The organism is Thalassospiraceae bacterium LMO-JJ14, assembly GCA_021555105.2.
Taxonomy (GTDB): domain Bacteria; phylum Pseudomonadota; class Alphaproteobacteria; order Rhodospirillales; family Casp-alpha2; genus UBA4479.
Window position 1 is genome coordinate 1445969 of record CP134604.1, and the last position, 25194, is coordinate 1471162.

The window sequence follows — 25194 nt, forward strand, 5'->3', positions numbered from 1 at the left end:
CGAATAACGGTATCAATATATGGTTCCATTAACTCAATGCCCGGTCACATTTAAGAATGATCGGGCGAACCTTTTGGGAGGTAACATGGTTATGCAGATGCTCAGAGCGGCGTCTGGCATCCTCGTGGTCGCAATATGCGCGTTCGCGAGCGTTGGCCAGGCAGCTGACAAAAATGAAATTGTGGTCGCACAACCGGTTCTGCGTCAGCAATTCGATCCGACGGCTCTTGTCGCAACAACCGACTTTATGCCCCAAGACATGATATATGACGGTCTGTTCAATCTGACCGAAGAGGGCATTACACCCGCGCTCGCCCTTAGTTGGGTCATATCCGATGAGGGTAAGCAGATCGACTTCACCCTTCGCGAGGGAGTCACGTTCCATAATGGCGATCCGTTTACGGCGGAAGACGTCAAATTCACCCTGGATCGTGTGCGGGCAAGTGACAGCAAGCACGCGTATCGCAAGCCGTTCCAGGATGCGATCAAGGACATCGTCGTATTGGCGCCGAACAAGGTCCGCTTTATTCTGACCGGCCCGTGGCCTGGCTACTTCACCGGCGTGCGAAACGCGACTGTCGGCATGGCGCCGAAAAGCTACTACGAAAAAGTTGGTCCCGAAGGTTTCCAGAAAGCTCCGATCGGCACCGGCCCGTTCAAGTTGAAAGGCTCGAAAGCAGGTGAGTGGACGGAGTTTAGTGCATTCGACAATTATTGGGGCGGCCGTCCTAACGTCGACTTGGTCAAGAAGCTCCTCGTCAAGGAAGAGTTCACCCGCTACGCAATGCTGACTCGCGACGAAGCGGATATCGTGATGGGTATTTCCGGTCCGCTGTTGAATAAAATTCGTACCGATAACAAGGCACGGATCATATTCTCGAAGTACAGCGGCACGTCGGGATTTTACTTCAACAAGACGTCATTCCCGGAATCGCAAGATCCCCGGGTGCGCTTGGCTATCGGTCATGCCATAGACCTGAAAGCCATTGCGAATGATATTTTGGGCGGCGTCTGTGAGCCCGCCTCGGGCATTTTCACCCCGGCCACATTCGGCCATCTGCCCGGTCTCGATATTATTTCCTACGACCCGGCCAAGTCGAAGAAGCTTCTTGCCGAAGCAGGCATCAAACCCGGGATGGAACTCTCCGATGCCATTCACACCGCATCCTTCGGATCGCTGCCGAATGCTCCGGCCGTTCAAGAAGCCATCGCCGGTTATCTTGAGGCCGTCGGCTTTAAGATCAAGCGCGAGCCCTATGACACTGGTGCCTGGTTGAAGATGATGCGTGCCGGCAAACAACCGGACGTCTTCTACGGCCCGTCTTCAATTCCAGATGACGGTTCTGCAACGATGGAAAGCTGGTTCCTGAGTACGTCTCCATGGTCTTCGGGAAACATCAGTATTCCTAAGTATGATGAGATCTTCAAAAAGCAGCTGGTTGAAACCGATGTCGAGAAGCGCCGTGCGCTTCTGCAGGAGTTCGCGCGTGACGAACACGAGCGTCATGCCGGTCTGCCTCTATTCTGGTGCAATACGCCGTTTGCTATTGGCCCGCGTGTAAAGGAATGGTCTACCAGTCTTGGCAGCGGTTACCAGATGAACCTCGACAAGTTGACACTCAAATAAGTGTCGACATTAAGCAGAACGAATTGTTGGAAGCGTAATCATTATGTCTAGTCGTTTCTTCTATCAGCGGTTTATTCAAACCGTTCTGACATTGGTTCTGCTAAGTATGGTTGTTTTCGGGTTGGCGCGATTATCAGGTGATCCTGTCCTGATAATGGCGCCCCCGGAGGCGACAGAAGCCCAACTCGAACAAATGCGGGCGGATTATGGATTAGACCGTCCATTGCCGGTCCAGTATTGGCGGTTTGTTTCTCGTGTCGCTCAGGGTGATTTCGGGATGTCGATCAAGTGGAATGTACCGGCCGTCGATATCGTCATTGAGCGGTTCCCCGCGACATTGCTGTTAGCCACGACATCCATGATCTTCGGACTTCTTCTGGCATTGCCGGTCGGCATAATATCCGCGGTCAAACGGGATACATGGGTTGATAATTTCGGCAAGATTGTCGCATTAACCGGACAAAGCATGCCGACATTCTGGTTCGGTATTCTGCTTATTCTTGTATTCGCGGTGTATGCCCGGATGCTGCCGACATCCGGATATGGAACGATTTACCATCTTATATTGCCAAGCATCACATTGGGGGGATTCGTCGCGGCGTCCATCATGCGTGTCACGCGGTCCGCCATGCTTGATGCGCTGGAATCGGATTATATTCGCACAGCTCGCAGCAAGGGTGTCGCCGAATGGCGGGTAATCATGGTGCACGCTTTTAAAAACGGTGCCATCCCGATTCTCACCATCACGGCCTTGCAGGCGGCGACTATTTTGCGCGGCGCTGTCGTAACAGAGACCGTTTTTGTCTGGCCGGGTATCGGAAAGATCGCCGTCGATGCCGTCTATGCGCGGGATTTCCCGCTGGTTCAGGCGTCCGTTCTTGCGATGGGCGGCGTGTTCCTCGTGATCAATCTGCTCGTGGATTTCATCTACGTCTACCTTGATCCTCGTATCAGCTATTTGAAGAAATAATCGGGCAGAAGTCGATCATGAACCTTAAGTCTATTCGTTCGTCCCGGTTGCTGGAATGGCGTGTTGCCGTTCCTGGGTTTTTCTTATTGACGGTTTTGTTCTGTGCGTTGTTCGCGGACTTTATTGCCCCGTATCACCCGACAAAACAGAATCTCAGCATGTTCCTGACGCCGCCGAATGCGGATTACTGGCTTGGTACCGATGCTTTCGGGCGCGATATCCTGACGAGAATTCTGTATGGCGGGCGAGTTTCCTTGCTGGTGGGCATCAGTTCGGTTTCCCTGGCGATGGTAATCGGCGTCCTTCTGGGCATTACCTCGGCGATGATGGAAGGTTGGGTCGGTGAGGCGATTATGCGGCTAACGGATTTGTTCCTGTCGCTGCCCGCGGTTCTCATCGCATTGGCCGTTGCGGCGACGATCGGCCCGAGCCTGCTGAATGTCATCTTTATCATCGGCTTACTGTATTGGGCGCCTTTTGCCCGGATGGTGCGCGCGGAAGCGCTGTCGATCCGTGAACTCGACTATGTGCAAGCGGCGTATGCCATCGGCTGCAATCCGTTCCGGGTTCTTTTCCTGCATATCCTGCCGAATATCATTAATACGGTCATCGTCCTGGCGACCCTGCAAATCGCAGCCGCTATCCTTCTGGAATCCACGCTGTCGTTCCTTGGCGTCGGGGTGCCGCCGCCAACACCGACGTGGGGTATTATGGTGGCAGATGGACGGCAGTATGTTGAGCTTGGATGGTGGACCGTTACCTTCCCAGGTATGGCGATCATGTTGACGGTGTTGTCCATCAATCTGCTCGGCGATGCGCTTCGCGATTTTTTGGATCCGAAGTTTTCCAAGCGCTGATCGGGGGTGGTGCAGATGGCCGCACGCTCTTCCTCATCCCCGCTTGCGCTTGAACTGCGTGAAGGGACACTTCCAAAAACCCTGATGTGGGCGGCATCCAGATACGCACCACAGGTTGCCGTCGTTGATGGTGACAGATCGCTGACGTATGCGGCGTTGCAGCAACGTGTGGCGCGGTTTGCGCATGGTCTGCGGTCGTTAGGTGTTCGGCACGGCGATCACGTTGCGCTGTGGATGACCGATTGCCTCGAATGGATGGTGGCCAGATGGGCCGTGCCGGCGATTGGCGCTATTTTGGTGCCGATCAACACCCGGCTGCGGGCTGAAGATATCAGTTACCTGCTGTCACAGTCGGATACGTCCGTGCTGATCATGGCATCGACCTTCGAATCCGTCAGTTATCTCGATACACTAGAAAAACTGATCCCTGATTATCTGTCGCAGGATCGTCATGCCTGGAGAGCGAAGGACTTTCCCCATCTTAGGAATGTGGTGATTTCCACCGCGGCCCAAGTGCCTGCGTCGATGCATGACTTTGCCGTGATCGAGGATACGGCTGCCCAAGCGGGGATCAACGGTGATGATTTGGCGACACTCAGCGCGGACGTCGGACCGGAAGATGTCGCACAACTGGTCTACACGTCGGGTACGACGTCGTTACCCAAGGGGGCCATGGTCTGCCACGGGGCGCTGGTGGAAAATAACTTCAATGCCGGCGAGATGACTGGGCTGACCCCCGACGACGCATTTCTGCTGACCGTCCCGTCCTTCAGCGCTTCGGGTGTAGCGGCGCATTGCCAGGGACTGACCCATGGATCGAAGCTTGTGCTGATGCCGCGGTTTGATGCGGAGGCCTTCTGCCGTGCCGTTCAAAAAGAACGCATATCGTCGGCGTTTTTTGCGGATTCCATTGTTTACGACCTTCGGCATTTTCCGGACCGGGGCAAGTATGACCTGAGCTCGCTCAGAACCGGTTCAGGTGCGCCACTTTCCGAGGCATCATTCGATTTTCTGTTGAACGAAATGGCCGTGCCGCAGATCGTTCACAGTTATGGTATGTCCGAGACGACAAATGTCGTTTCACGTACCAGTTATCTGGAGCCCATGGAGGTGCGGCGACGCGCTACCGGAAGGCCGCTTCCGGGCGTACAGGTGTCCATTGTTTCGCCGGAGAGCGAAGAGGACCTGCCGGACGGTGAGGCCGGCGAGATCCGGGTTAGTGGCTACACGGTGATGCGGGGCTACTACAACAAACCAGATGAAACGGCTGCTGTCTTCGATGCTGCCGGGCGGTTCCGCACCGGGGATTTGGGATATCTGAACGAATTTGGCGAATTGGTCTATACGGGACGCATCAAGGAGATGCTGAAAGTCGGCGGGTTCAATGTCGCGCCTAGTGAGATTGAATCTTATCTTGCAACTCATGATGGAGTCTTGCGGGCTGCCGTTGTCGGGGTTTCCGATCCGCGTTTGGGCGAAGTGCCGTTCGCATACGTCGTCTGCCGCTCGGGCGAGCGGATACGTGCCGAAGACCTCGTTGGGCACTTCAAAACCGGGATCGCCGGTTACAAGCTACCAAAATATGTGTCATTCGACGGTGACTGGCCAATGACGGGCACACAAAAAGTTCAGAAAAAAAAGCTGCAGGAGCGCGCTCAGGCACTTGTAGATACGGGCGCTGTGCCGCGCCTCGATTGATTGATAGTGTATGACTTGATTGTTTGGGATACAATTTGTATCTCTTATTGTAATAAATAATGTAACAATATGATCCTTAAAAAAGGGGCAAGAAATGGCGCTGGATCCAGATACCTTTAAACAACTGATCGATACGATCAGGCGTTTCGTGGAAACCACCCTGATGCCGGCAGAAGCCTCCGTCGACGAGAACGACGAAGTCCCGGAACACATCATGGAGGGCATGCGCCAGCTTGGCATGTTCGGTCTGACGATCCCCGTCGAATATGGCGGGCTTGGCTTGAACTCCGAGGAAGAAGTTCAGGTCTGGTTTGAATTCAGCCGTGCCGCACCGGCGTTTCGGAGTGTCTGCAGCAGTAACAACGGCATTGGCAGCCAGGGGATTATCATCGATGGTTCCGAAGAACAGAAAAAACGCTATTTGCCGCTGATGGCGACAGGTGAGGTCGTCGGCAGTTTCTGCCTGACCGAACCCGGTTCCGGATCGGATGCGAAGTCCCTGCGGACGATCGCGCGTCGCGATGGCGGCGATTATGTGATCAACGGCTCAAAACGCTTCATCTCGAACGCGCCGTTTGCAAAAGTATTTACCGTCATGGCGCGGACGAACGCCGATGACGGCAGCGATGCCGGCGTTTCCGCCTTTTTTATAGATGCCGATACGCCGGGGATCACCCTCGGCGAACCGTATCGGAAAATGGGCCAAAGGGGCGCCAAGGCATGTGACGTATACTTCGATGACGTTCGCGTACCGGCCAGCACGTTGATTGGCGGGATCGAGGGGAGGGGCTTCAAGACCGCGATGAAGGTTCTCGATCGCGGTCGTCTTGGTATGGCTGCCGGGTGCGTCGGTGTGGCGCAGCGTCTGATTGAGGAATCGGTTCGCTACGCGACCGCAAGAAAACAATTCGGCAGCCCTATTGCTGATTTTCAACTGATCCAGGCGATGATTGCGGATTCCGTGACGGATCAATACGCGGCGCATTCGATGATCATGTCGGCGGCGGCGGCCCGGGATGCGGGGCAGCGGGTCACGAAGCAGGCCTCAATGTGTAAGTACTTCGCGTCGGAAATGGTTGGCAGGATTGCCGATCGCGCCGTGCAGATACACGGCGGGGCGGGATATATCAGCGAAAGCGCAGTGGAGCGCCTGTACAGGGATGTCCGCGTATTTCGTCTCTATGAAGGCACTTCGCAAATCCAGCAGTTGGTAATCGCCCGCGACACCTTGCGTGAAATGGTGGAATACTAAAGCGCGGCAGGGCCACAGGCGTTGCGGTTGCGGCCCGGAAGTTTGGGCAGACTCAGACGAAGATGTCTGGTTCGGAGTGTGATTGAAGCAGATTTTTCAGTCTTGTAAGGCTGGTACGCAGCACACTTTGATCGATGGCGCCATCGGTCACAACCCGCACCGCATTTTCCATTTTAGTCTTGCCAACACGGAAATAATCGCCGTCATTGACCAAGACACCGGCATTCATGGCTGAAGAAACGAACCTATCGGATGACCAGTTCGCCGGTAGTTTTAACCAGCCGAAAAACGATCCCGGCCGCGTGCATAACTCGCTCTCGGTGAAATATTCCTGTGCGATATTGTTGCGAATATTCGTTTCTTCCAGTGTCATCCGGACAATCCGGTCCGCTTCGCCCGATGTGATCAGGACCGACATTATGTCCGGAATGAATGCCGGCGGACACAGAGCCAGGGACTGCAAGGCCCGTTCGACTCGCCCCAGATAAGGTTGCTGTGCAGCGATATACCCCAGCCTGAGAGCGGGACTGATGCACTTCGAGACACTGTTCAAATACACCGTGTTTCTTGGCGCCAAAGAGGCAATGGGCGGCAGCCTGTCATGGATCATCCCGGCGGCGATATCGTCCTCGATGATCACCAGATCATATTTCTCGGCCATTTTCGCGATTTCCATCCGCCGTTCCAGCGGCATGCTCGATGCCGTCGGATTCTGGAGCGTCGGCTGGAGAACGATGATCTGCGAGATGCCCTTGCGCAGCGCCTCATCGAGGGCATCGGGGATGATACCGTGTTCGTCGGTTTCTATCCCCAGCAAGGAAACCCCCTGGCTCATGCCGAGCGCGCGTAATCCCGCATAAGTCAGATCCTCGGTCATCAAAACGCCGTCATCCGGGACGAGGGCCTGTACGATGGCGTTCAGCGCAAGCTGTCCACTGCCGCAAACGAGAACGTTTGCCCCCGCAACTTCGAGTTGATAACGAGACAGCCATTCCGCGCCTTCTTTCCTGTGCGAAAGCAGACCCGCGGTTGGCCGGAATTTTTGCAACGAGAAAACGGCGCCCCGGTTGACGACTTCCGCCGCGGCGTCGCTGATGATCTTGTCTACGCCATTCACCGGGATGCGGAAACAGGCGAGATTGGTCTTGTGGCTATAGGCGTTACGGGTTTCTTCGCGTCCTGTCGCTGGTGTTGATGGATTATTTAAGGCGCGGACGAAGGTTCCCCGGCCCACGGTACTGTCGACCAATTGCCTTTTTTTCAGAAGGTCATAGGCACGATTGATCGTGCCAACGGTCACGCCAAGACGTCGCGCGAGTTCCCGCTGCGGCAGCAACTGCGTGTAGGCCGGCGTTTCTCCGCTTTCGATCAGTTCGGCGAATGCATTGGCAATTGCCAGATAGATCGGCCCATCGACATTCTTCAGGTCAATGTCTAGCGCTACGTCCATTCTCAAGCCCCCTTATCTTTGAACATGCACTCAAAAAGGCGATGACATAAAGCCCTTTGGATTCACTGCAGAGCGGGACGCCATGATCTGGCGTTCTGTCCAGGATTTCCAATTGCAACGGCGGTTCTGTATGCGGCAAGTTCCAGGGTTGGGGCGTTGAGAATATATCATTGTTTTAAAAGCGTTTTTAAGAATTTTCCAGGGTTTGCAGATACCCTGCGCCGCCGGACAGATACCTGCCGCCATCGACGGGAATGACCGTGCCTGTGACGAATGCGCATAATTCTGACGAAAGCGTCAGCGCCATGTTGGCAACATCCTGTTTTGTGCCGAATCGGCCCATGGGAATAACCGAAAGCATGTGTGATTTTGCCTCGGCTGTCGGCGCTATCCGTTCGAGTCCCTCCGTGCCTTCTATCGGCCCCGGCATGATTGAATTCACTCGAAGCCCTTCAGCGCCCCATTCAATTGCCAAAACCCGGGTCAACATATCGACTCCGGCTTTCGCGGCGCAGACATGCGCCTGGTGACTGGTCGGGTTCACTGACTGAGGGGCGGAAACGTTGATGACCGAAGCACCGGGGCGGCGTAAGAAACGATGCGCGAGCCGCAGAACATTGAAGCTGCCGATCAGGTCAATGTCGACAACAGCCTTGAAGGCATTAGTAGACATTCCGGTTGCGGTGGCAAAGAAGTTGCCCGCTGCACCCGATACAAGCACATCGATGTCGCCAAATTCTTTGTGGCTTGCTTGGAGAGCGGCCTCCACTGCCGCTGCATCGCGCACGTCGGCCGCCACGCCGAACGCTTTTCCGCCATGCACCTGAAGTGCGTTGACGGCAGCATCAACCCGATCCTTGTTGCGGCTGATAAGGGCAACGTCGGCACCGCACTTCGCGAACGCCTCGGCGATTCCGAAGTTAATTCCGGTGCTTCCTCCGGAAACAAAAACATGCCGCCCGGTAAAATCGAACAGCTCCTCGGCCGGTTCAGTGATCCTGTTCATTTCATTAATGTCTCCAGATACTTAGTGGCGGAGTACACATTTCAGGTGCCAAATGGCAAATAATGAATACTAGCACTCGGTTCAAAATGTATCACGATATAATATATCAAATTGATACTGTATATTGGCTTTCTACGAAATGCCGATCTTGCAGGGATAGTACTCAGAATTCCTTGTCCAGGTGTCTATAAACAAGAAATATCCGGCTTAATAGCCAAATTGGAGGGGGAAACAGCTAAATTCATGTTCTGTAAAATTGTTCATTAAGCTACAGTACATTAATAATAAATTGATACCATTCGGAGGAAGCAAATGATTGATCCGGTAGACGCGCTCAACAGCGATGAAATTCAAGAATTACACCAGATCGCGGTGCAGGAGTTCCGTCCCCGTGGCAGGGCGTATGATGAAAATGCGGATATGCCGATGGAGAATTTGCAAACCTTGTTTGAGCGGGGCTGGCTGATGGCCGTGGTACCCGAAGAACTGGGCGGCAGGGGCATGAATCTGACTACGGACGACCCTTCGACGTTTCTGCAAGCCGTTCGGGTTGTCGCCCGCGGCTGCAGCGGCACGGCGCATTGTTTTCAATTGCAAAATCATGCGCTGTGGCAGGTCGTTGAATTCGGCACACCCGACCAGATTGATCGATATGTCAGGCCGGGTAAGGACAAGATGATGCTGGTTTCCGCGGTCGGGTCCGAAGCAAAGCGCAGGCACATGTATATGATGAACACGACAGCCAGAAAGGTCGATGGCGGTTTCATCGTGCATGGGGAAAAGAACTACGCGACCAATGGCCCGACCATGTCCTACGCCATTATCTATGCCGCGCTAGAGGGGGTCGATGATTACCTGAAAAACCATCAGATGTTCTTGATCGAACCCGACATGGAAGGGGTGAGCGTCGATCTGGATTGGTATCGTCCGGCTGGCATGCGTTGCGCTTCCAGCCCGATCATTACACTCGATAATGTCTTTATCGAAGACCGCAACGTGCTTGGGGCGCCGGGAGATTATCCGAAGTCCCGGTTGCAGGGAAAATTCCATCTGGGTTTCGCCGCCAATTATCTGGGTACGGCGGAGGGGATGTATCAGTGGTATCTGGAATACGTCGGCGGGCGCGGCAAGGGTAAGGACGGCATTATCCAGATGCGCACAGGGGAAATGGCTATTTCTCTAATGGCGGCTGAGTCGCTGTTCCACGATGCTATCCGTGCGTGGAAAACCAAATCAGTCGCTGAAGCCGAGTTGATCTCCATTGCGGCCAAGTCCATGGCGGCACAAGTGGCATTTGAAATTTCACACAAAATTATCCACGCATCGGGATCGACGGCGATGTTCGACGAGTATCCCTTGAACCGATACATTCGCGATTTGGAAACACATGTTCTGCATGCTGGCCACGACCGTTCCGCACAAATCATCGGTCAGGCTGAATTTGGTGAGTCTTTCGACTCGACGCTACAACGATGACTCGTTGGGACCGACTTATGCCACGAGATGGTACGATACTGGTGGAAACGGTTCGGTCCTGTTCTCGCGACGAAACATCGGGATCGCAAGGCGGCGCTGATGTTTTTGAAGCGCGCTATGAAGCGTTGTTGAAATAAAAAAGATGGAGGTTCGCTGCATATCCGACCAAAGAGCGCTGCTTGGCGAAAGCCCAGTTTGGTCTGCTGCTGATAATGCTGTTTATTGGATTGATATTGTTTGCAAACGCCTTCACCGCACCACTTTTGAGAACGCAGAAACCTCTACATGGGAATTGCCGAGTCACCCAGGAATGATTGCTATGCGCCGTAAGGGCGGGTTGGTAATAGCGCTTGAGGATGGCCTATATGAATTTTCCCCAGAATCCGGGGAATGCCGGCTGATTGTCTCCATTGAGGCCAATATAGACGGCAATCGTCCAAATGACGGAAAATGTGACGTCGCCGGCAGGCTGTGGCTTGGGACCATGAATAAAGTGGATCCAAATCTTGAAACTGGAAGCTTATATCGGATTGATCCAGACTTAACGGTGACCAAAATCGCATCTCAATATCGGGTACCAAACGGCATAGCATGGTCGCCAAATAATGAGATTATGTATCATGCCGACACAAGAAAGAATGTGGTTTGGGCGTATGACTTTGATTTGCGATCGGGCCGGTTGTTAATGCAAAGGGTCCTCTTTCATTTCGACCGGGATTCAGAGGGTGGCGTCGATGGAGCGGCGATTGACAAGGAAGGGGGGTATTGGGCGGCAATGTATGGCGGGGGGCGGGTTATTCGTAGGTTGCCCAACGGAAAAGCTGTACAGGTTATTCATTTGCCAGTTACTCAGCCGACTATGCCCGCATTTGGTGGCCCAGATATGACGACATTATTCATAACTTCGGCACGCCAGAAACTCAGCGATCAAGTGTTATCCGAGCAACCTATGGCAGGGGGTTTGCTGGCCGTTTCGACAGGCATCAAGGGAAGCCCCGTGTATTCTTTCGGCGGCTAATTATAGTCTGCTCAGGGTCATAAGCGGAAAAGTACGGATGGCCAAAGGTTCGGCTAGTTTTCGCGAGAAAGCGGACATTTCCCGAGAACCGTGAGACGAGTTCTCATTTGTTTGCCAGCACTGCCATTTTAACGGCGTCTACTGAACTAGCGTGAAGAACGCGAAGCCATATACAATAAACGCCCAGCCAGTCGCCAGTTGTACCAGCTTCAACCCACGTTGTGACAAGATTTGACGGTGGAACAGTCGGACTATCACAACGATTATCATGTGGGCTAGATAACATAATACTGAAAATGTAAGCCCCATGACGGAGACTTGAGGCAGCATTGGTATGCCAGGGTCCAAGAACGGTGGAAATAGCGCGGCTACCCGACTAGCGTCCCCGGTATTACGGTTAACAGACTTTGCGGTTCCGGTCTCGATGCGGTTGCGACGGCCGCTCGCGGGATTGCTGCCGAGGCCGTGGATCTTGTGATCGCCGGCGGGGTCGAGAGCATGTCGCGCGCACCGTTTGTCATACCGAAAGCATCGGCCGCTTTTGAACGTAGTTGCGAAGTTCACGATACGACAATGGGGTGGCGGTTCGTCAACTCTTTGATGGCTGAACGCTATGGAACAGATGCCATGCCTGAAACCGCGGAAAATGTTGCCGAGGCATATGGAATTTCGAGAGAAGACCAAGATGCATATGCACTGCGCTCGCAACAGCGGGCGGCAGCGGCATATGAGTCCGGTGTACTTCGAGATGAGATTGTCCCGATTCTGGTGTCAAAGGGAAAAGGTGCTCAAGCCACAGTGGAAAATGATGAGCACTGCCGCCCACAAACGACCATAGAAGCCCTTGCCAAGTTGCCAACGCCATTCCGTGAAGGCGGGACAGTGACCGCCGGGAACGCTTCCGGTATGAACGATGGGGCCTGCGCGCTTGTCATTGCATCACAGACCATGATGCAACGCTGCAGGTTGACTCCACGTACTCGCATTGTAGCTGCCACAGTAAGCGGAATAGAGCCACGGGTCATGGGTGTTGGGCCGGTTCCAGCGATCAGAAAGTTGCTCCAAAAAACCGGGCTTAAACTGGATCAAATCGATGTGATCGAGCTCAATGAGGCATTCGCGGCGCAGGTGCTTGCTTCGCTTAGGGAATTGGGGGTTGCTGATGATGCTTCTCACGTAAATCCAAACGGTGGTGCCATTGCTTTAGGGCATCCTTTGGGCATGAGCGGGGCACGCCTTGTTGCTACAGCCACGGCTCAACTTTGCAGGACAAACGGTCGCTTTGCTATTTGCGCGATGTGCATTGGGGTTGGGCAAGGGATCGCACTGTTGCTGGAGCGTGTTTCGTTAAAAGAATTAGCGACCCGGTAGGAGCAGTCGACCTCCAAGGACCGAGAAATATCCTATTCATGAGCCCCCTTTGGTTCGCGCCGTCTGAAAGCCAGTTTGATTTGACTGCGACCATCTGCATTCGGTTCAAAATGATGGGCGGTTTGATGGGGTATGGTTGCGGCAGACCTGCAACTGTTGCTGCCGTGGGAGCTTCCCTTTCACCAGCGCCCTCTTAAGGCGCTGATAGAAAGGATAACCTCTTATCCAGTGGTTTAAAGTTTCTTCTCATACCCGAAAATGGAACACTGAGGAGATAGATGCGCGATAAACCCGGATACGCGGAAATTCGTACAACATGAAATCGGGCAAATTCAATCTTAGTTAGGATGGTCCTTTCATCCCGAAGATGAGCGTTATGCAAAGCTGTTTATCTTGGCCCAATGAGGAGCAGTCGAACGAGATAGACGCAAGATAAAGAGATTCCGGGGGGATTTGCGTTTTGCTCGTTCGATCCCTTGTTCAAAGCCGTATTGGCAGGTGGTCCTGTCCCCGGGCTACCAATCTCAAAGTCTCCGACACTGGCGGAACTGGTCGACGAAAGCCCCAGGGGTGCATAGAGCAGGCCGCTCTATGTGCCGCAGGCAGCTTGCCTCGCGTTCAGATATATTGAAAAGTGCCGCGCTGGATCAAACAGAAATCGGAACGCAATAACATGCCTGAATACCCTGACGTTAAATTGTACATCGCCGGCGAATGGCGCGACGGCAAAGAAGGCCGCACATTACCGGTCATTGATCCGGCGACGGAAGAGGAAATCGGGCGCCTTGCACACGCAACCGCACCCGATCTGGACGACGCGCTCGCCGCTGCCGAGCGGGGGTTCCGGGTGTGGCGGGAAACGCCGGCGTTTGAACGTTACAAGGTGATGCGCCGCGCCGCGGACATCCTGCGTGAGCGCAAGGACGAAATCGCATGGCTGATGACGCGCGAGCAGGGCAAGCCGCTTGCGCAGTCGGCGCTTGAAGTTCTGGCCGGGGCGGATACCGTCGACTGGATTGCCGAAGAAGGCCGCCGGACCTACGGCCGTGTCATTCCGGCGCGCGCCGACGGCGTGACGCAAATGACGTTGAAGTTGCCGGTTGGCCCGGTCGCAGCCTTCTCACCGTGGAATTTTCCGGTCAACCAAATTGTCCGCAAGCTGTGTTCAGCGCTTGCCACCGGATGTTCGATCATCATCAAGGCCCCTGAGGAAACGCCGGCATCCCCGGCGGAACTGGTCCGTGCTTTTGCCGACGCGGGTGTGCCGTCTGACGTGATTAACCTGGTCTATGGCGTGCCGTCGGAGATTTCCGAATACCTGATCCCGCATCCGGTCATCCGCAAGATATCGTTTACCGGCTCAACGCCCGTCGGCAAGCATCTCGCGGCGCTGGCCGGCCGCCATATGAAGCGGGCGACCATGGAACTGGGCGGCCATGCGCCGGTATTGGTATTTGACGATGCCGACATCGACAAGGCGGTCGCGACGATGGCGTCGTTCAAGCTCCGCAATGCCGGGCAAGTCTGCATTTCGCCGACCCGGTTTCTGGTTCAAGACAAGATCGCGGACAAGTTCCTGGAAGGATTTTCCGGCGCGCTGCAAAGCGCCAGGGTCGGGAACGGCCTTGACGCGGACACGGACATGGGGCCGCTGGCGAACGAGCGCCGCATCCCGGCCATCGAAGCCATGATCAACGACGCCACATCAAAGGGCGCACGTCTGGTGAGCGGCGGCGAGCGGGTCGGCAACAAGGGCTATTTCTTTCAGCCGACGGTACTGAGCGATGTGCCTATCGATGCCGAGATTATGAACGAGGAACCTTTTGGACCGGTGGCGGTGGTCAATCGTTTCAAAAGCTACGACGATGCCGTTCAGGAGGCCAACCGCCTGCCGTACGGTTTGGCGGCGTATGCCTTTACGGAGTCCGGCGAGACGGCCGACCGGCTGGGGCGCGAGGTCGAAAGCGGCATGCTCACGATCAACCATCTTGGGCTGGCACTCCCCGAGGTGCCGTTCGGCGGGATCAAGGACTCCGGCTATGGCACCGAAGGTGGGGCAGACGTGCTGGAAGCTTATCTCGAAACCCGGTTTGTCTCGACGCAGATGTAATTCGCGTGCGTGCAGGCCGGCATTCCAGCCGTCCGGATTTCGCACCCGTTCGATAATATCTTTTTCCGGTTCCGCCGGGTCTCTGGCGACGGTGAACACCGCCGTCGCCAGAATGCCCGGTAGCGCCCGGGCAGTGTTTGATCGATGAAAGCAGGGCGCGACGGAACGAGGCGGAGCGATTTGACAGGGACGGGCAGGCGGCAGCGGACCGTCGAATATAGATTAAATGCATGATGATTGAATTTTTTAATATTTGAATGAATGTTTTCAGCCGCGATGATGGAGCCACGTTGAACTTCATTTCGAGAAAACAATGACGACACAACATCAAGACGGATTGCCGGCACGCACAGAAGACGGTGAAACGCCATCGATTCTGGAGATTCTCGGCAAGGGGCTTAAAGAATCCGATTTGATCGATGCGCACTTTCGTGACGCGCTCGCCCGTCAGCGCCAGATCGAGAGCGAACCGCTGCCCGTCAATATCGTACAGGTCCTGGATGACGTCGTGGCGGACGTCCCCGACCAGACGGCCTGGCATTTCTTCGAGGATGGCGTCTGCGAAACGTACCGTCAGATCCACGACAACGTAAACCGCCTGGCGCACGGCCTTCATAAGCTGGGCATCCGCAAAGGCAGCCATGTCGCCGTCATGATCGCCGGCAATGTGCCGGCATTCCCGACAACGTGGTTGGCGCTCGGGCGTCTCGGCGCGGTCATGGTGCCGGTCAACGACCGGTACTCCTCGCGTGAACTCGATTACATACTCAACGACAGCGATGCCGAATGGCTGGTGATCGATATGCAGCTTTTGCCGTGTCTGGAAGGCATGCAGGAGCGCCCGGCAGTTCTGAGCGATCAACGCGTGATTACGGTCGGCGAGAGTGACGGCGACAAGCCGTATCATTGCCATGCGGACATCATGGCCGGCGGCGATGCCGCGTTCGTATACGACGATCCGCCCGGCCCCGAAGACATCATGAACATCCAGTACACATCCGGCACCACGGGGTTCCCCAAGGGCTGTTTGCTGCGGCACAGCTACTGGACCGGCACCGCAAAGGTCGCGGCGCGGCGCGATGGACTGGTCTACAAGAACATCCTCGCATCGACGCCGTACTATTATATGGACCCGCAATGGCTGACGCTCATGGCGTTTTATCAACGCGGTACCCTGTTCGTGGCGCGCCGCCAAAGTTCCAGCCGTTTCATGGAGTGGGTGCGCCGTTACGACATTCATTTTTGCCTGTTCAACGAGATGTTCTATCGCCAGCCGCCCCATCCCGAGGACCGCAACAACGCGCTGCGCCGGGTCAATATTTACGGGCTGCGAAAAGAGATTCATCGCGATCTCCAGGACCGCTTCAACGTTCAGGCGCGCGAAGCCTTCGGCATGACCGAAATCGGCGCTTCCATGTTCATGCCGCTCGAAGCGGTCGAGATGATCGGGTCCGGGTCATGCGGAATGCCGTGCGCGTTCCGCGAATGCAAGGTCGTCGACGAGCAAGGCAATGAAGTGCCCAACGGTGAAATCGGCGAGCTTGTGGTGCGCGGTCCGAATATCCTGCTGGGTTACTACAACAAACCCGAAGCGACACGTGACGCGTTCTTCGGCGAGTGGTTCAGAACCGGCGACCTGTTTCGCCGCGATGCGCGCGGATTTTTCTACATCGTCGGGCGCATCAAGGACATGATCCGCCGCAACAGCGAAAACATCTCGGCCCGCGAGGTCGAGTCCGTCGCGGCGCAGGCGCCGGGCGTGCGCGATGTCGCCGCCGTACCCGTGCCGCATGAAACGCGCGGCGAAGACGTGAAGATATATGTCATTGCCGAGCAGGCGGATGCACCGCCCCGTGCAGAAGACGTCATTGCCTTTTGCGAGAAAACCCTGGCCCCGTTCAAGGTGCCGCGATACGTGGAGTTTGTCGAAAAGTTTCCACGCACGCCTTCGGGCAAGATCTCCAAGAACGTCCTCAAGGCCGCGAAACCGGATCTGCGCGAAGGGTCGTGGGACGGCGAGGAAAAGCGCCAGCGCTAGCCGAACATCCCGTCAGCCCTTCATTTTGCCGGGCAGCTTGTTTGCGCTCAGCTTCCGGCTTAGCTGCTCGCGGGTGTGTTCGACGAACCGATCGCACATCATGGATTTCGGGCGGTTGCGTGGCCGAAGCGTGCGGAGCGGCATGATAATGGCGGGCTCGAACCGGCGTGTGGCGAGAAGCCCGCGTGTTTCCAGTGTCTCGGCCGACAGCGGGTTCACCAGCGAAATGCCGCTACCGTACGAGACCATGGCACACAGGGATTCCGACATATAGGCTTCGACCGGACTGTTTACCGATATCCCGTACCGGTCGAGCATCGTATCGATGTTGTGACGCGTCCGGGTGTCGCGGCTGAAGCTCAGGAACGTCTCGTTTTCCAGGTCCGAAGGTTTGCAGACCTTGCGTTTCGTAAGCGGATGATCGACGGGCATTGCCAGCACCGCTTCCAGTTCGCACAGCGGCTGACTGCTGACCGCCGGATGGTCGATGCTGTTCCATCCGAAACCGACATCCGCCTGCTGTGCGATGATCCACTGAACAACGACACCGGCGTCGTGAACGTGCAGCGAAATATTCGCGTTGGGATGATCGGAACGAAACGATCCGATGCAGTCGGGCAGCAGATTGAACCCCAGAACCGGCGACGCGACGATGCTGACCTGACCGGTGGTGAGGGATTTCAGTTCCCGCGACATGCCGACGATACGCGTCAGGCTCAGGAACATTTTGTCGACTTCACCATAGAGCGTCATCGCTTCCGCCGTCGGATACAGACGGCGCCTGCGGCGTTCGAAAAGCTTCAGGCCAGTGGAGTGCTCGAGGAGCGAAATCGACTTGCTGACGCTTGGTTGCGACAAGCCCAGAGCATCGGCCGCGGCGGTCACGGTGCCGTAATCGATGACGGCGCGGAGTGCCTCTAACTGACGTACGGTAGCCATAACAAACCATAGAATAAGGTTATGAACTTGGCAAATTTGAATATTTGACCGAATGAAGTCTCGCTGTTGTGATAATTCCACCATACGAACGACTGCTTCGCGGAACGGGCAGCACAGGTATCCACAAGCTGAAACAGAGAGGTTTCTGAAAATGATTAGAGCACTAACCATAGGCGCAGGGGCGCTGGCACTGAGCGGTCTTGTCGCGGCATCGCCGTTGCATGCAGCCGAAGTTTGTCCGGGCGAAAAACCGGACTCGATTGTCGTGAATGCATCCGGCGGCGCGATGGCGAACGCCATGCGTAAGGCCTTTAGCGCGGACTTCGAAAAAATCCACGGGATCGAGGTGATTGACACCAGCCCGACCAACTTCGGCAAGCTGAAGGCGATGGTGACGTCGGGTAACGTCGAATGGACGGTCACGGAAATTGGCGGCCAGGACGTGCTGACGGCGGTCGATGAAGGTTTGCTGATGAAGATCGACCCGAAAATCGTCGACCGCTCACGCTTCCCGAAGGAAGCGCAGGAACTTGAAGACTGGTTCGCCAAGAGCGCGTACTCGACGGTGATGGCATATTCGACCAAAGCCTTCCCGAACGGCCACCCCACCACGTGGGCGGAATTCTGGGACGTGAAGAAATTCCCGGGACCGCGGTCGCTGCGCAATCATCCTGTCGACAATCTTGAATACGCATTGATGGCGGACGGTGTGGCGCCGGGGGATTTGTATCCGCTCGACGTTGACCGGGCCTTCAGGAAGATGGACGAAATCGCGCCGAATATTACGGTCTGGTGGAAGTCGGGTCAGCAGCCGGCGCAGCTTCTCCTGGACGGCGAAGTTGTGCTCGCATCCGGTTGGAACGGCCGTTTCTACAATCTGATCAAGGACGATGCGCCGATGGCGATCGAGTGGAACCAGGGCTTGATCAAACTCAGCGCCTACGGCATCCCGAAGGGCTCGCCGCATCCGTGTTGGGCGCAGCAGTATCTGGCGGTCATGACCGACCCGAAACGCCAGGCCGTATACGCCGAGGAAATCGGTTATCCGGGGCTGCATCTCGACTCGCCGAAGTACGTGAACGAGAAGCTGGCGAAGAACCTGCCGACCCATCCGGACAACATCTCCAAGCAGGTCTGGACGGATACGGTCTGGTGGCGCGATCATGGACAGGACGTTCATGAGCGCTGGAACAAGTGGATGCTGAAAAACCAGTAAGCACCCGATTCGTCGACCCGGGGGGCGGCTATCAAGCGTGCCTCCCGGTCGATGACGGCTTTCCATGCCATGAGCACACGCCGCGACCACCTTTGACAGAGATCAGAAATGACCAATGAGACCGATCTTCGCCTTGAACAGGCGCTGAAAACATTCGGCGACGTGACCGCGCTGGACCGGGTCGATTTATCGGTTCGCAATGGCGAGTTGCTGACCATCCTCGGCCCCAGTGGATCGGGCAAAACCACGTTGCTGCGTCTGGTTGCCGGCTTTGCGGAACCGGACGCCGGTCAAATCCTGTTGCAGGGCCGCGATATTACATATCTGCCGCCTGCGAAGCGCGATATCGGCATGGTGTTCCAGAACTATGCGCTGTTTCCGCATATGACGGTTGCCGAGAACGTCGCGTTTCCTCTCCGAATGCGTAAGACAGCCAAGGAGGATGTGGCGAAGCGGGTCAAGTGGGCGCTCGGCATTGTTGAACTTGGCGGGTATGAAGAACGACTGCCCCGCCAGTTATCGGGCGGGCAGCAACAGCGCGTTGCGTTCGCCCGGGCCATCGTCTTCGATCCGCGCATTCTTCTTCTCGATGAGCCGTTCGGCGCACTGGACCGGAAACTGCGCGAACAGATTCAGCTCGAAGTCCGGCGTCTCCAGCAACAACTCAGCCTGACGTCCCTGTTCGTGACTCATGACCAGGAAGAAGCCCTCATCCTGTCGGATCGCATTGCTGTCATGAACAAGGGCCGGATCGAGCAGTTGGGAACCCCGCATGAAATTTACGAGAAACCCGCGAACCGGTTCGTTGCCGACTTTATCGGCATATCCAACCTCTTCTCGGGCCGTGTCGAGGGACGAGACAAACAGATAGCCGCGGTCCGGGACGAAGCGGGCCGGCTATTCCGTGTCGTCGGCGACGATATTCCCGATGCCGGCACCGACGCCGTGGTGCTTGTCCGGCCTGAACGGCTGCAACTCCTTGGGGAAGGCGAAGAGGCGGAGAACAGCATCAGCGGCGAGGTCGCAGAGATCGTGTACCTGGGCCAGTCCGAGAAACTCCGTATCGAGACCGGTGCTGGCGAAGACGTGCTGATGCACCGCCAGACGAGACTCGGCGAAGTGCGCCTGGATGTCGGGTCGCGCATCAATGTCGGGTGGTCGGCGGCGGATGCGCATTTGATTGTCGAGGCGAAGCCGTGAGCACATTGCTGACATGCTTCAGGCGAACCGGCGCGCTCCGCGAGCACGCGGGGCCGATAGCTCTCTCTTTGCCGGCGGTCATATTCCTTTTGATCCTGTTTGCGGTGCCCGTCGTGCAGTTGATGCTGCTGTCCGTGCAGTCGGGCAGTTTCGAGCACTACGAAAAAGCGTTCACCGACGAACTTTACGTCACGGTATTGCTGAACACCTTCGAGATTGCATTGCTGGTCACCGTCATCTCGTTCCTGCTGGCGTACCCGCTCGCCTATTTTCTGACGGTGGCAACGCCCACGTGGCGGGCCATCGGGATGTTCTGCCTGCTGATGCCGTTCTGGACCAGCATACTCGTGCGCACCTACGCGTGGATGGTGATCCTCGGCCGTCGCGGCATCATCAACGAAGCACTGTTGTCGCTCGGGATCATCGATGCACCGGTGAGCCTGCTTTACAATACGCCGGCTGTGCTCGTCGGCATGGTCCACGTGTTAATGCCCTATATGGTGTTTCCGCTGTACGCCGTGATGCGGCGGGTGGATCCGAACCTGATGCAGGCGGCCTTCGGACTGGGGGCGCCGTCGTGGCGGGCGTTCGTGCATGTCTATTTTCCGATGACGATGCCGGGTGTGCTGGCCGGTGCGAGTCTGGTTTTCATCCTTTCGATGGGGTTCTTCATCACGCCTGTTCTGCTTGGCGGCGGCCGCGTAACGATGATTGCCGTCCTGATCGAGCAGTTCGTGACCGAGTTCCTGGCCTGGGGGTTCGCGGGCGCGTTGTCGGTGGCGTTGTTGACGTTCACCCTCATCGTTTACGGCACATTCAAGTGGCTCATGAAGTCGGAGAGGAATCTGGCATGACGCGAACGGATGAAAGGCGGCCACGCCGACGCAACTGGGGACGGATCGTTCTCGGTACGTACTGCGCTTTGGTGCTGATATTCCTGATGCTGCCGATTGTGGTCGTCTTTCCGCTGTCGTTCAGTTCGGCGAGTTATCTGCAGTTCCCGCCGCCGGGGTTTTCGCTGCAGTGGTACGAGGAGTACTTCAAGACGCCGTCCTGGATTAAAGCGACAATCGTCAGCCTGCAGGTGGGCGTGGGAACGACGATCCTGGCCACGACCCTCGGCACGATGGTCGCCTTCAGTCTGGTGCGCGGCACATATCCGGGGAAGGCCTGGGTCGACCGCCTGGTGGCGGCGCCGATCGTCGTCCCCAATATTATCATCGCCGTCGCGATTTACGGTCTGTTCGCGGATCTGAGGCTGATCGGCAGTTGGTACGGCGTCATGGTCGGCCATACGGTGTACGCCATTCCGTTTGTCGTGCTGGTCGTCAGCGCGGCGCTGCGGAACTTCGACGTGTCGCAGGAGCACGCGGCCATGGGCCTCGGCGCCAGCCGCTTGCGCGCCGTGTTCACGGTCACGTTTCCGCAGATCAAGCCGGCCATTATTTCCGGCGCGTTTCTCGCCTTCATCACGTCGTTCGACGAGTTGATCATCGCGCTGTTCCTGAGCGGCTCCAACATGACGCTGCCGAAGAAAATGTTCGAAAACATCATCTCGGAGATCGATCCGACCATTTCGGCGGTTTCGGTTCTGCAAATCGTTTTGGTCGGCGTTGTTCTGTTTCTTGCACACAGACTGGGCGCCGGGGTTTCTCCCTTTAAATCGTAAGGCCGTATCATGGACGACATTTTTCACCCCGACATTTCGACGGATCCCTACTGGTGGCTCGCCGCCTCGCCGACGGCCGACGGATCTTCGCCGGTCCCCGACGAGACGGACGTCGCCATCGTCGGCAGCGGCTACACGGGACTCAACGCGGCGATCGAGCTGGCCGACCGCGGCTTCAAGGTAACCGTGTTGGAAGCGAAGGAATTCGGCCACGGGGCAAGTACGCGAAGCGGGGGTCACGTCAGCAGCGGGCTGAACCTGGGCAAAGGGCCGTCGGCGGCGAAGCCGTCACCGCTGATCTCGACGTTGGGTCAGGAACGTTACAACGGATTGCTCGACGAGGCATCGCAGTCGATGGACCGCATACAGATGATGGTGAAGCGGGAAAACATCGATTGTCATCTGACCATCGGCGGGCGTTTCGTCGCCGCCTTCACGCGCGGCCATTACGACAGCCTCGCCGCCAAGATGCCGGTGCTCGATCACGACGGCAAAGCCGGATGCCGCATGGTCCCGCGCGAGCGCCAGCGCGAAGAAATCGGCACCGACTATTATCACGGCGGCATGGTCGTCGAACGTTCCGGGAAACTGCACCCGGCCCTGTACCACCGGGGTTTGCTCGACGCTTGCCGCCGTCGCCCGGGGATAACGCTCTGCGCGCATGCCCCGGTAACGTCGATCGAGCCGAACGGCAGCGGCTTTCGCGTCACGGCGGGCAAGACGGAACTGCGCGCCGCCGACGTGCTGCTGTCGACCAACGGTTATAGTCAGGAGCCCAGTCCGTGGCTGAAACGCCGGGTCATCCCGCTTGCCAGTTGCATCATCGCCACCGAGGAACTGGACCCGGAGCTGATCAAGCGCCTGATCGTCAACGACCGCAGCATCAACGACACCAAACGGGTGCTTACCTATTACCGGGCGTCGCCGGACGGCAAACGCATCATTTTCGGCGGCCGCGAGACGTTCTTTACGCAAGACCCCCTGGAATCCGGGCGCAGACTGTATGCCCGCATGATCCGGCTGTACCCGGAACTGGCCAAGGTCCGCGTCACGCATTCGTGGACCGGCATGGTGGCCATGACCTTCGATCACCTGCCGCACATCGGCCGGGAAAACGGTATTTACTATGCCGCCGGGTGCAACGGCAGCGGTGTCGCCATGATGTCTTATCTGGGCTACCGGATCGGCGCCGCCATCGCCGGTGCCAACGAGAAAAGCGCGTTCGACGGCCTGCCGTTTCCAACCAAGCCGATGTACACCGGCAAGACCTGGTTCCTGCCGGCGGTTGGCGTGTACTTCAAAACCATGGATAAATGGGACCGGGCGTTCGGCTGACGCCGGTATTTCGGGAAGGGGATCACATGATCGATTACGGCAGTTCACCGCCGCTTGAAGCTTTCAACCCGCCGCAAAAGGCGCATCTGGAAAACTACCGGCGGATTTATGCAAGCAGCGAGAAGCGCGCGGGCCGCCATGATGCGGCACAGGGACCGGAAGCACTGGCCGAGTGGTTCGCCATGTATGACCGCGTCGGCGCGGAACATATCGTTATCAAGGCGCGCGATCTCGAAACCACGTTCGGCCTCAAGATCCGGAACGAAGATGTCGCGGCGTTCTGCGATCAACACGGCCCGCGTGTGATCGGTTTTGCCGGCGTCGATCCGAACAAGGGCATGGCAGCGATCCGCGAGCTGGAGTTTGCCGTCCGCGAGTTGGGGCTGCGGGGACTGAACCTGCAATGCTTCGAGCACAAATTATGTATTAACGACCCCAAGATGTACCCGCTTTACGCCAAGTGTATCGAGCTCGATATACCGGTGAATATCCATGCCAGCATCAATTTCTCGTCGAGTACGGAAATGAAGTACGGCCATCCTATTCATCTCGACGAAGTGATGGTCCATTTCCCGGAACTGCGTGTTGTCGCATCGCCGCCGGGATTCCCGTGGATCAACGAACTGATCGGCGTCGCCTGGCGTCACGCCAATGTCTACATCGGCATCGTCGCGGTCCGGCCGAAATACCTGGGTGTCGCGCATTCGGGTTATGAGCCGTTGCTGCAATACGGGAATACGGTTCTCCAGGACAAGATGATCTTCGGTTCCGCCTATCCCATGCAGCCGGTGGAGCAGGCCGTTGCCGATGTCGATGCGCTGCCGCTCAAGGACGAAGTCCGCAAAAAGTGGATGGGGGGGAATGCGGCCCGCTTGCTGGGTCTGGACTAGAATAGAGAACGGCGGGCAAATCTTCGGTTCAGAAGAAAATCCGGCCGGAAAAACCTGTCAGGCCAGGCGGCCTGTCGGATGGGCGTTGGCGCCTTTTTTAGCCGCGACGACGCAAAGGATGTCATGGGCGATTGTTGCGGCGGCAATGGCGGTGATTTCCGAGACATCGTAGGCCGGCGACACTTCGACGACGTCGGCGCCGACGAGATCGAGACCGTCCAGTCCCCGCACGATGCCCAGGGCCTCCGCCGACGACAACCCGCCGGCCACCGGCGTGCCCGTACCGGGCGCGAAGGCCGGGTCCAGGCAATCGATATCGAATGTCAGATAAACGGGGCCATCGCCGATACGCTCGCGCACGGCCGCGAGGGTGGCGTCGATCCCGTGCCGGTGCACCCAGGGCGCGCTCAGGATCTCAAACCCGTGATCGGAATCGTTGTGCGTGCGGATGCCGACCTGCACGGAGCGCGAAACATCGATCAGGCCCTCGTTCTTGGCGCGCAGAAACATCGAGCCGTGGTCGAAGCGCTCACCGTCGTCGTCCCAGGTATCGCAATGGGCGTCGAAGTGCAGCAGCGCCACCGGACCGTGGGCTTCGGCGATGGCGCGCAGTATCGGATACGTCACGAAATGATCGCCGCCGAGACTGAGGGGCATCGCGCCCGCCGCCAGGATACCGGCGATGTGAGCGGTGATCGTCTCGACCACTGTCTCCGGATGATGCGGGTCGATGAAGCAATCGCCCATGTCGACCACGGCCAGCGTGTCGAAGGGATCGAAACCGAAGGGAAACGCCTTCAACTCGGCCAGTTGCACGGATGCGGCGCGAATAGCGCGCGGACCGAGCCGGGCGCCGGGGCGGTATGTGACGGCGCCGTCGAAAGGAATGCCGCTGACAGCGACGTCGGCGCCTGTTAAATCCCGGGTATAGCGGCGGCGCAGAAAACTGAGCGCACCGGCGTAGGTCATTTCCGCCGTGCGTCCCAACAAGGCGTCCTTGCGGAACGCCTGATCACCGTCGTCACCACTGCCCATCAGAAGCACTCGATCGTGTAAATTTCACTGTTTCGTT

The 25194-nt window shown here is 56.9% G+C and carries 19 protein-coding genes and 1 pseudogene; 16 read left to right on the top strand and 4 right to left on the bottom strand.

Going from position 1 to position 25194, the window contains the following annotated elements; genetic code table 11:
- The first annotated feature begins 85 nt into the window (after nucleotides 1–85).
- From L2D14_07030 to L2D14_07050, 5 genes are all read left to right on the top strand, one after another.
- A complete protein-coding gene (locus L2D14_07030) occupies nucleotides 86–1627 on the top strand; it encodes an ABC transporter substrate-binding protein (GenBank protein WNK01174.1) in 1542 nt (513 codons plus the stop codon).
- A 43-nt stretch (nucleotides 1628–1670) separates the two neighbouring features.
- Nucleotides 1671–2597 carry an ABC transporter permease gene (locus L2D14_07035; protein ID WNK01175.1) on the top strand — a complete coding sequence of 309 codons (927 nt, stop codon included), beginning with the start codon at nucleotides 1671–1673 and terminating at the stop codon, nucleotides 2595–2597.
- 17 nt (nucleotides 2598–2614) lie between these two features.
- A complete protein-coding gene (locus L2D14_07040) occupies nucleotides 2615–3454 on the top strand; it encodes an ABC transporter permease (GenBank protein WNK01176.1) in 840 nt (279 codons plus the stop codon).
- A gap of 15 nt (nucleotides 3455–3469) precedes the next feature.
- Nucleotides 3470–5152, top strand: coding sequence for an AMP-binding protein (locus L2D14_07045; protein WNK01177.1), 1683 nt, complete (start codon nucleotides 3470–3472; stop codon nucleotides 5150–5152).
- A 94-nt stretch (nucleotides 5153–5246) separates the two neighbouring features.
- The gene (locus L2D14_07050) at nucleotides 5247–6404 is read left to right on the top strand and encodes an acyl-CoA dehydrogenase family protein (GenBank protein WNK01178.1); all 1158 of its coding nucleotides are present in this window, start codon (nucleotides 5247–5249) and stop codon (nucleotides 6402–6404) included.
- A 52-nt stretch (nucleotides 6405–6456) separates the two neighbouring features.
- Here the strand turns inward: L2D14_07050 and L2D14_07055 are convergent, their stop codons facing one another.
- Both L2D14_07055 and L2D14_07060 read right to left on the bottom strand, forming a co-directional pair.
- Nucleotides 6457–7854: a PLP-dependent aminotransferase family protein gene (locus L2D14_07055; GenBank protein ID WNK01179.1), complete on the bottom strand. Its 1398-nt coding sequence runs from the start codon at nucleotides 7852–7854 to the stop codon at nucleotides 6457–6459.
- Between the two features lie 187 nt (nucleotides 7855–8041).
- Nucleotides 8042–8860 (bottom strand): SDR family oxidoreductase, encoded by an 819-nt coding sequence (locus L2D14_07060; protein ID WNK01180.1) that lies wholly within the window; start codon nucleotides 8858–8860, stop codon nucleotides 8042–8044.
- Between the two features lie 312 nt (nucleotides 8861–9172).
- Here L2D14_07060 and L2D14_07065 point away from each other — a divergent pair, with 312 nt between their 5' ends.
- The 5 genes and pseudogenes from L2D14_07065 to L2D14_07085 all read left to right on the top strand — a co-directional run bounded on the left by L2D14_07065 (nucleotide 9173) and on the right by L2D14_07085 (nucleotide 16873).
- Nucleotides 9173–10336 carry an acyl-CoA dehydrogenase family protein gene (locus L2D14_07065; GenBank protein ID WNK01181.1) on the top strand — a complete coding sequence of 388 codons (1164 nt, stop codon included), beginning with the start codon at nucleotides 9173–9175 and terminating at the stop codon, nucleotides 10334–10336.
- A 142-nt stretch (nucleotides 10337–10478) separates the two neighbouring features.
- The gene (locus tag L2D14_07070; protein WNK01182.1) at nucleotides 10479–11354 is read left to right on the top strand and encodes an SMP-30/gluconolactonase/LRE family protein; all 876 of its coding nucleotides are present in this window, start codon (nucleotides 10479–10481) and stop codon (nucleotides 11352–11354) included.
- Between the two features lie 366 nt (nucleotides 11355–11720).
- Nucleotides 11721–12725 (top strand): annotated as a pseudogene (locus tag L2D14_07075) (acetyl-CoA C-acyltransferase).
- A 673-nt stretch (nucleotides 12726–13398) separates the two neighbouring features.
- Nucleotides 13399–14835: an NAD-dependent succinate-semialdehyde dehydrogenase gene (locus L2D14_07080; protein ID WNK01183.1), complete on the top strand. Its 1437-nt coding sequence runs from the start codon at nucleotides 13399–13401 to the stop codon at nucleotides 14833–14835.
- 313 nt (nucleotides 14836–15148) lie between these two features.
- Nucleotides 15149–16873: an AMP-binding protein gene (locus L2D14_07085; GenBank protein WNK01184.1), complete on the top strand. Its 1725-nt coding sequence runs from the start codon at nucleotides 15149–15151 to the stop codon at nucleotides 16871–16873.
- A gap of 12 nt (nucleotides 16874–16885) precedes the next feature.
- On the opposite strand, the gene L2D14_07090 is transcribed toward L2D14_07085, so the two are convergent.
- Nucleotides 16886–17812, bottom strand: a complete 927-nt coding sequence (locus L2D14_07090) for a LysR substrate-binding domain-containing protein (protein ID WNK01185.1) — start codon at nucleotides 17810–17812, stop codon at nucleotides 16886–16888.
- Between the two features lie 151 nt (nucleotides 17813–17963).
- On the opposite strand from L2D14_07090, the gene L2D14_07095 reads away from it, so the two are divergent.
- The 6 genes from L2D14_07095 to L2D14_07120 all read left to right on the top strand — a co-directional run bounded on the left by L2D14_07095 (nucleotide 17964) and on the right by L2D14_07120 (nucleotide 24122).
- The gene (locus tag L2D14_07095) at nucleotides 17964–19028 is read left to right on the top strand and encodes an ABC transporter substrate-binding protein (protein WNK01186.1); all 1065 of its coding nucleotides are present in this window, start codon (nucleotides 17964–17966) and stop codon (nucleotides 19026–19028) included.
- A 108-nt stretch (nucleotides 19029–19136) separates the two neighbouring features.
- A complete protein-coding gene (locus tag L2D14_07100; protein WNK01187.1) occupies nucleotides 19137–20228 on the top strand; it encodes an ABC transporter ATP-binding protein in 1092 nt (363 codons plus the stop codon).
- Nucleotides 20225–21082, top strand: a complete 858-nt coding sequence (locus L2D14_07105; protein WNK01188.1) for an ABC transporter permease — start codon at nucleotides 20225–20227, stop codon at nucleotides 21080–21082. Before L2D14_07100 ends, L2D14_07105 begins: the two co-directional genes overlap by 4 nt.
- Nucleotides 21079–21897 (top strand): ABC transporter permease, encoded by an 819-nt coding sequence (locus L2D14_07110; GenBank protein ID WNK01189.1) that lies wholly within the window; start codon nucleotides 21079–21081, stop codon nucleotides 21895–21897. Before L2D14_07105 ends, L2D14_07110 begins: the two co-directional genes overlap by 4 nt.
- A 9-nt stretch (nucleotides 21898–21906) precedes the next feature.
- Nucleotides 21907–23232 carry an FAD-dependent oxidoreductase gene (locus L2D14_07115; protein ID WNK01190.1) on the top strand — a complete coding sequence of 442 codons (1326 nt, stop codon included), beginning with the start codon at nucleotides 21907–21909 and terminating at the stop codon, nucleotides 23230–23232.
- A 26-nt stretch (nucleotides 23233–23258) separates the two neighbouring features.
- Nucleotides 23259–24122, top strand: coding sequence for an amidohydrolase family protein (locus tag L2D14_07120; protein ID WNK01191.1), 864 nt, complete (start codon nucleotides 23259–23261; stop codon nucleotides 24120–24122).
- A 57-nt stretch (nucleotides 24123–24179) separates the two neighbouring features.
- Here L2D14_07120 and speB read toward each other — a convergent pair whose 3' ends face one another.
- The gene (speB, locus tag L2D14_07125; GenBank protein ID WNK01192.1) at nucleotides 24180–25157 is read right to left on the bottom strand and encodes an agmatinase; all 978 of its coding nucleotides are present in this window, start codon (nucleotides 25155–25157) and stop codon (nucleotides 24180–24182) included.
- Nucleotides 25158–25194: the final 37 nt, after the last annotated feature.

Excerpts from the sequence above, each read along its gene's own strand:
- L2D14_07030 (WNK01174.1), top strand. The coding sequence starts at position 86 with ATGGTTATGCAGATGCTCAGAGCGGCGTCTGGCATCCTCGTGGTCGCA.
- L2D14_07100 (WNK01187.1), top strand. The coding sequence starts at position 19,137 with ATGACCAATGAGACCGATCTTCGCCTTGAACAGGCGCTGAAAACATTC.
- L2D14_07070 (WNK01182.1), top strand. The coding sequence starts at position 10,479 with ATGGAGGTTCGCTGCATATCCGACCAAAGAGCGCTGCTTGGCGAAAGC.
- L2D14_07045 (WNK01177.1), top strand. The coding sequence starts at position 3,470 with ATGGCCGCACGCTCTTCCTCATCCCCGCTTGCGCTTGAACTGCGTGAA.
- L2D14_07065 (WNK01181.1), top strand. The coding sequence starts at position 9,173 with ATGATTGATCCGGTAGACGCGCTCAACAGCGATGAAATTCAAGAATTA.
- L2D14_07055 (WNK01179.1), bottom strand. The coding sequence starts at position 7,854 with ATGGACGTAGCGCTAGACATTGACCTGAAGAATGTCGATGGGCCGATC.
- L2D14_07050 (WNK01178.1), top strand. The coding sequence starts at position 5,247 with ATGGCGCTGGATCCAGATACCTTTAAACAACTGATCGATACGATCAGG.
- L2D14_07090 (WNK01185.1), bottom strand. The coding sequence starts at position 17,812 with ATGGCTACCGTACGTCAGTTAGAGGCACTCCGCGCCGTCATCGATTAC.
- L2D14_07035 (WNK01175.1), top strand. The coding sequence starts at position 1,671 with ATGTCTAGTCGTTTCTTCTATCAGCGGTTTATTCAAACCGTTCTGACA.
- speB (WNK01192.1), bottom strand. The coding sequence starts at position 25,157 with ATGGGCAGTGGTGACGACGGTGATCAGGCGTTCCGCAAGGACGCCTTG.
- L2D14_07095 (WNK01186.1), top strand. The coding sequence starts at position 17,964 with ATGATTAGAGCACTAACCATAGGCGCAGGGGCGCTGGCACTGAGCGGT.
- L2D14_07120 (WNK01191.1), top strand. The coding sequence starts at position 23,259 with ATGATCGATTACGGCAGTTCACCGCCGCTTGAAGCTTTCAACCCGCCG.
- L2D14_07060 (WNK01180.1), bottom strand. The coding sequence starts at position 8,860 with ATGAACAGGATCACTGAACCGGCCGAGGAGCTGTTCGATTTTACCGGG.
- L2D14_07085 (WNK01184.1), top strand. The coding sequence starts at position 15,149 with ATGACGACACAACATCAAGACGGATTGCCGGCACGCACAGAAGACGGT.
- L2D14_07080 (WNK01183.1), top strand. The coding sequence starts at position 13,399 with ATGCCTGAATACCCTGACGTTAAATTGTACATCGCCGGCGAATGGCGC.
- L2D14_07040 (WNK01176.1), top strand. The coding sequence starts at position 2,615 with ATGAACCTTAAGTCTATTCGTTCGTCCCGGTTGCTGGAATGGCGTGTT.
- L2D14_07115 (WNK01190.1), top strand. The coding sequence starts at position 21,907 with ATGGACGACATTTTTCACCCCGACATTTCGACGGATCCCTACTGGTGG.
- L2D14_07110 (WNK01189.1), top strand. The coding sequence starts at position 21,079 with ATGACGCGAACGGATGAAAGGCGGCCACGCCGACGCAACTGGGGACGG.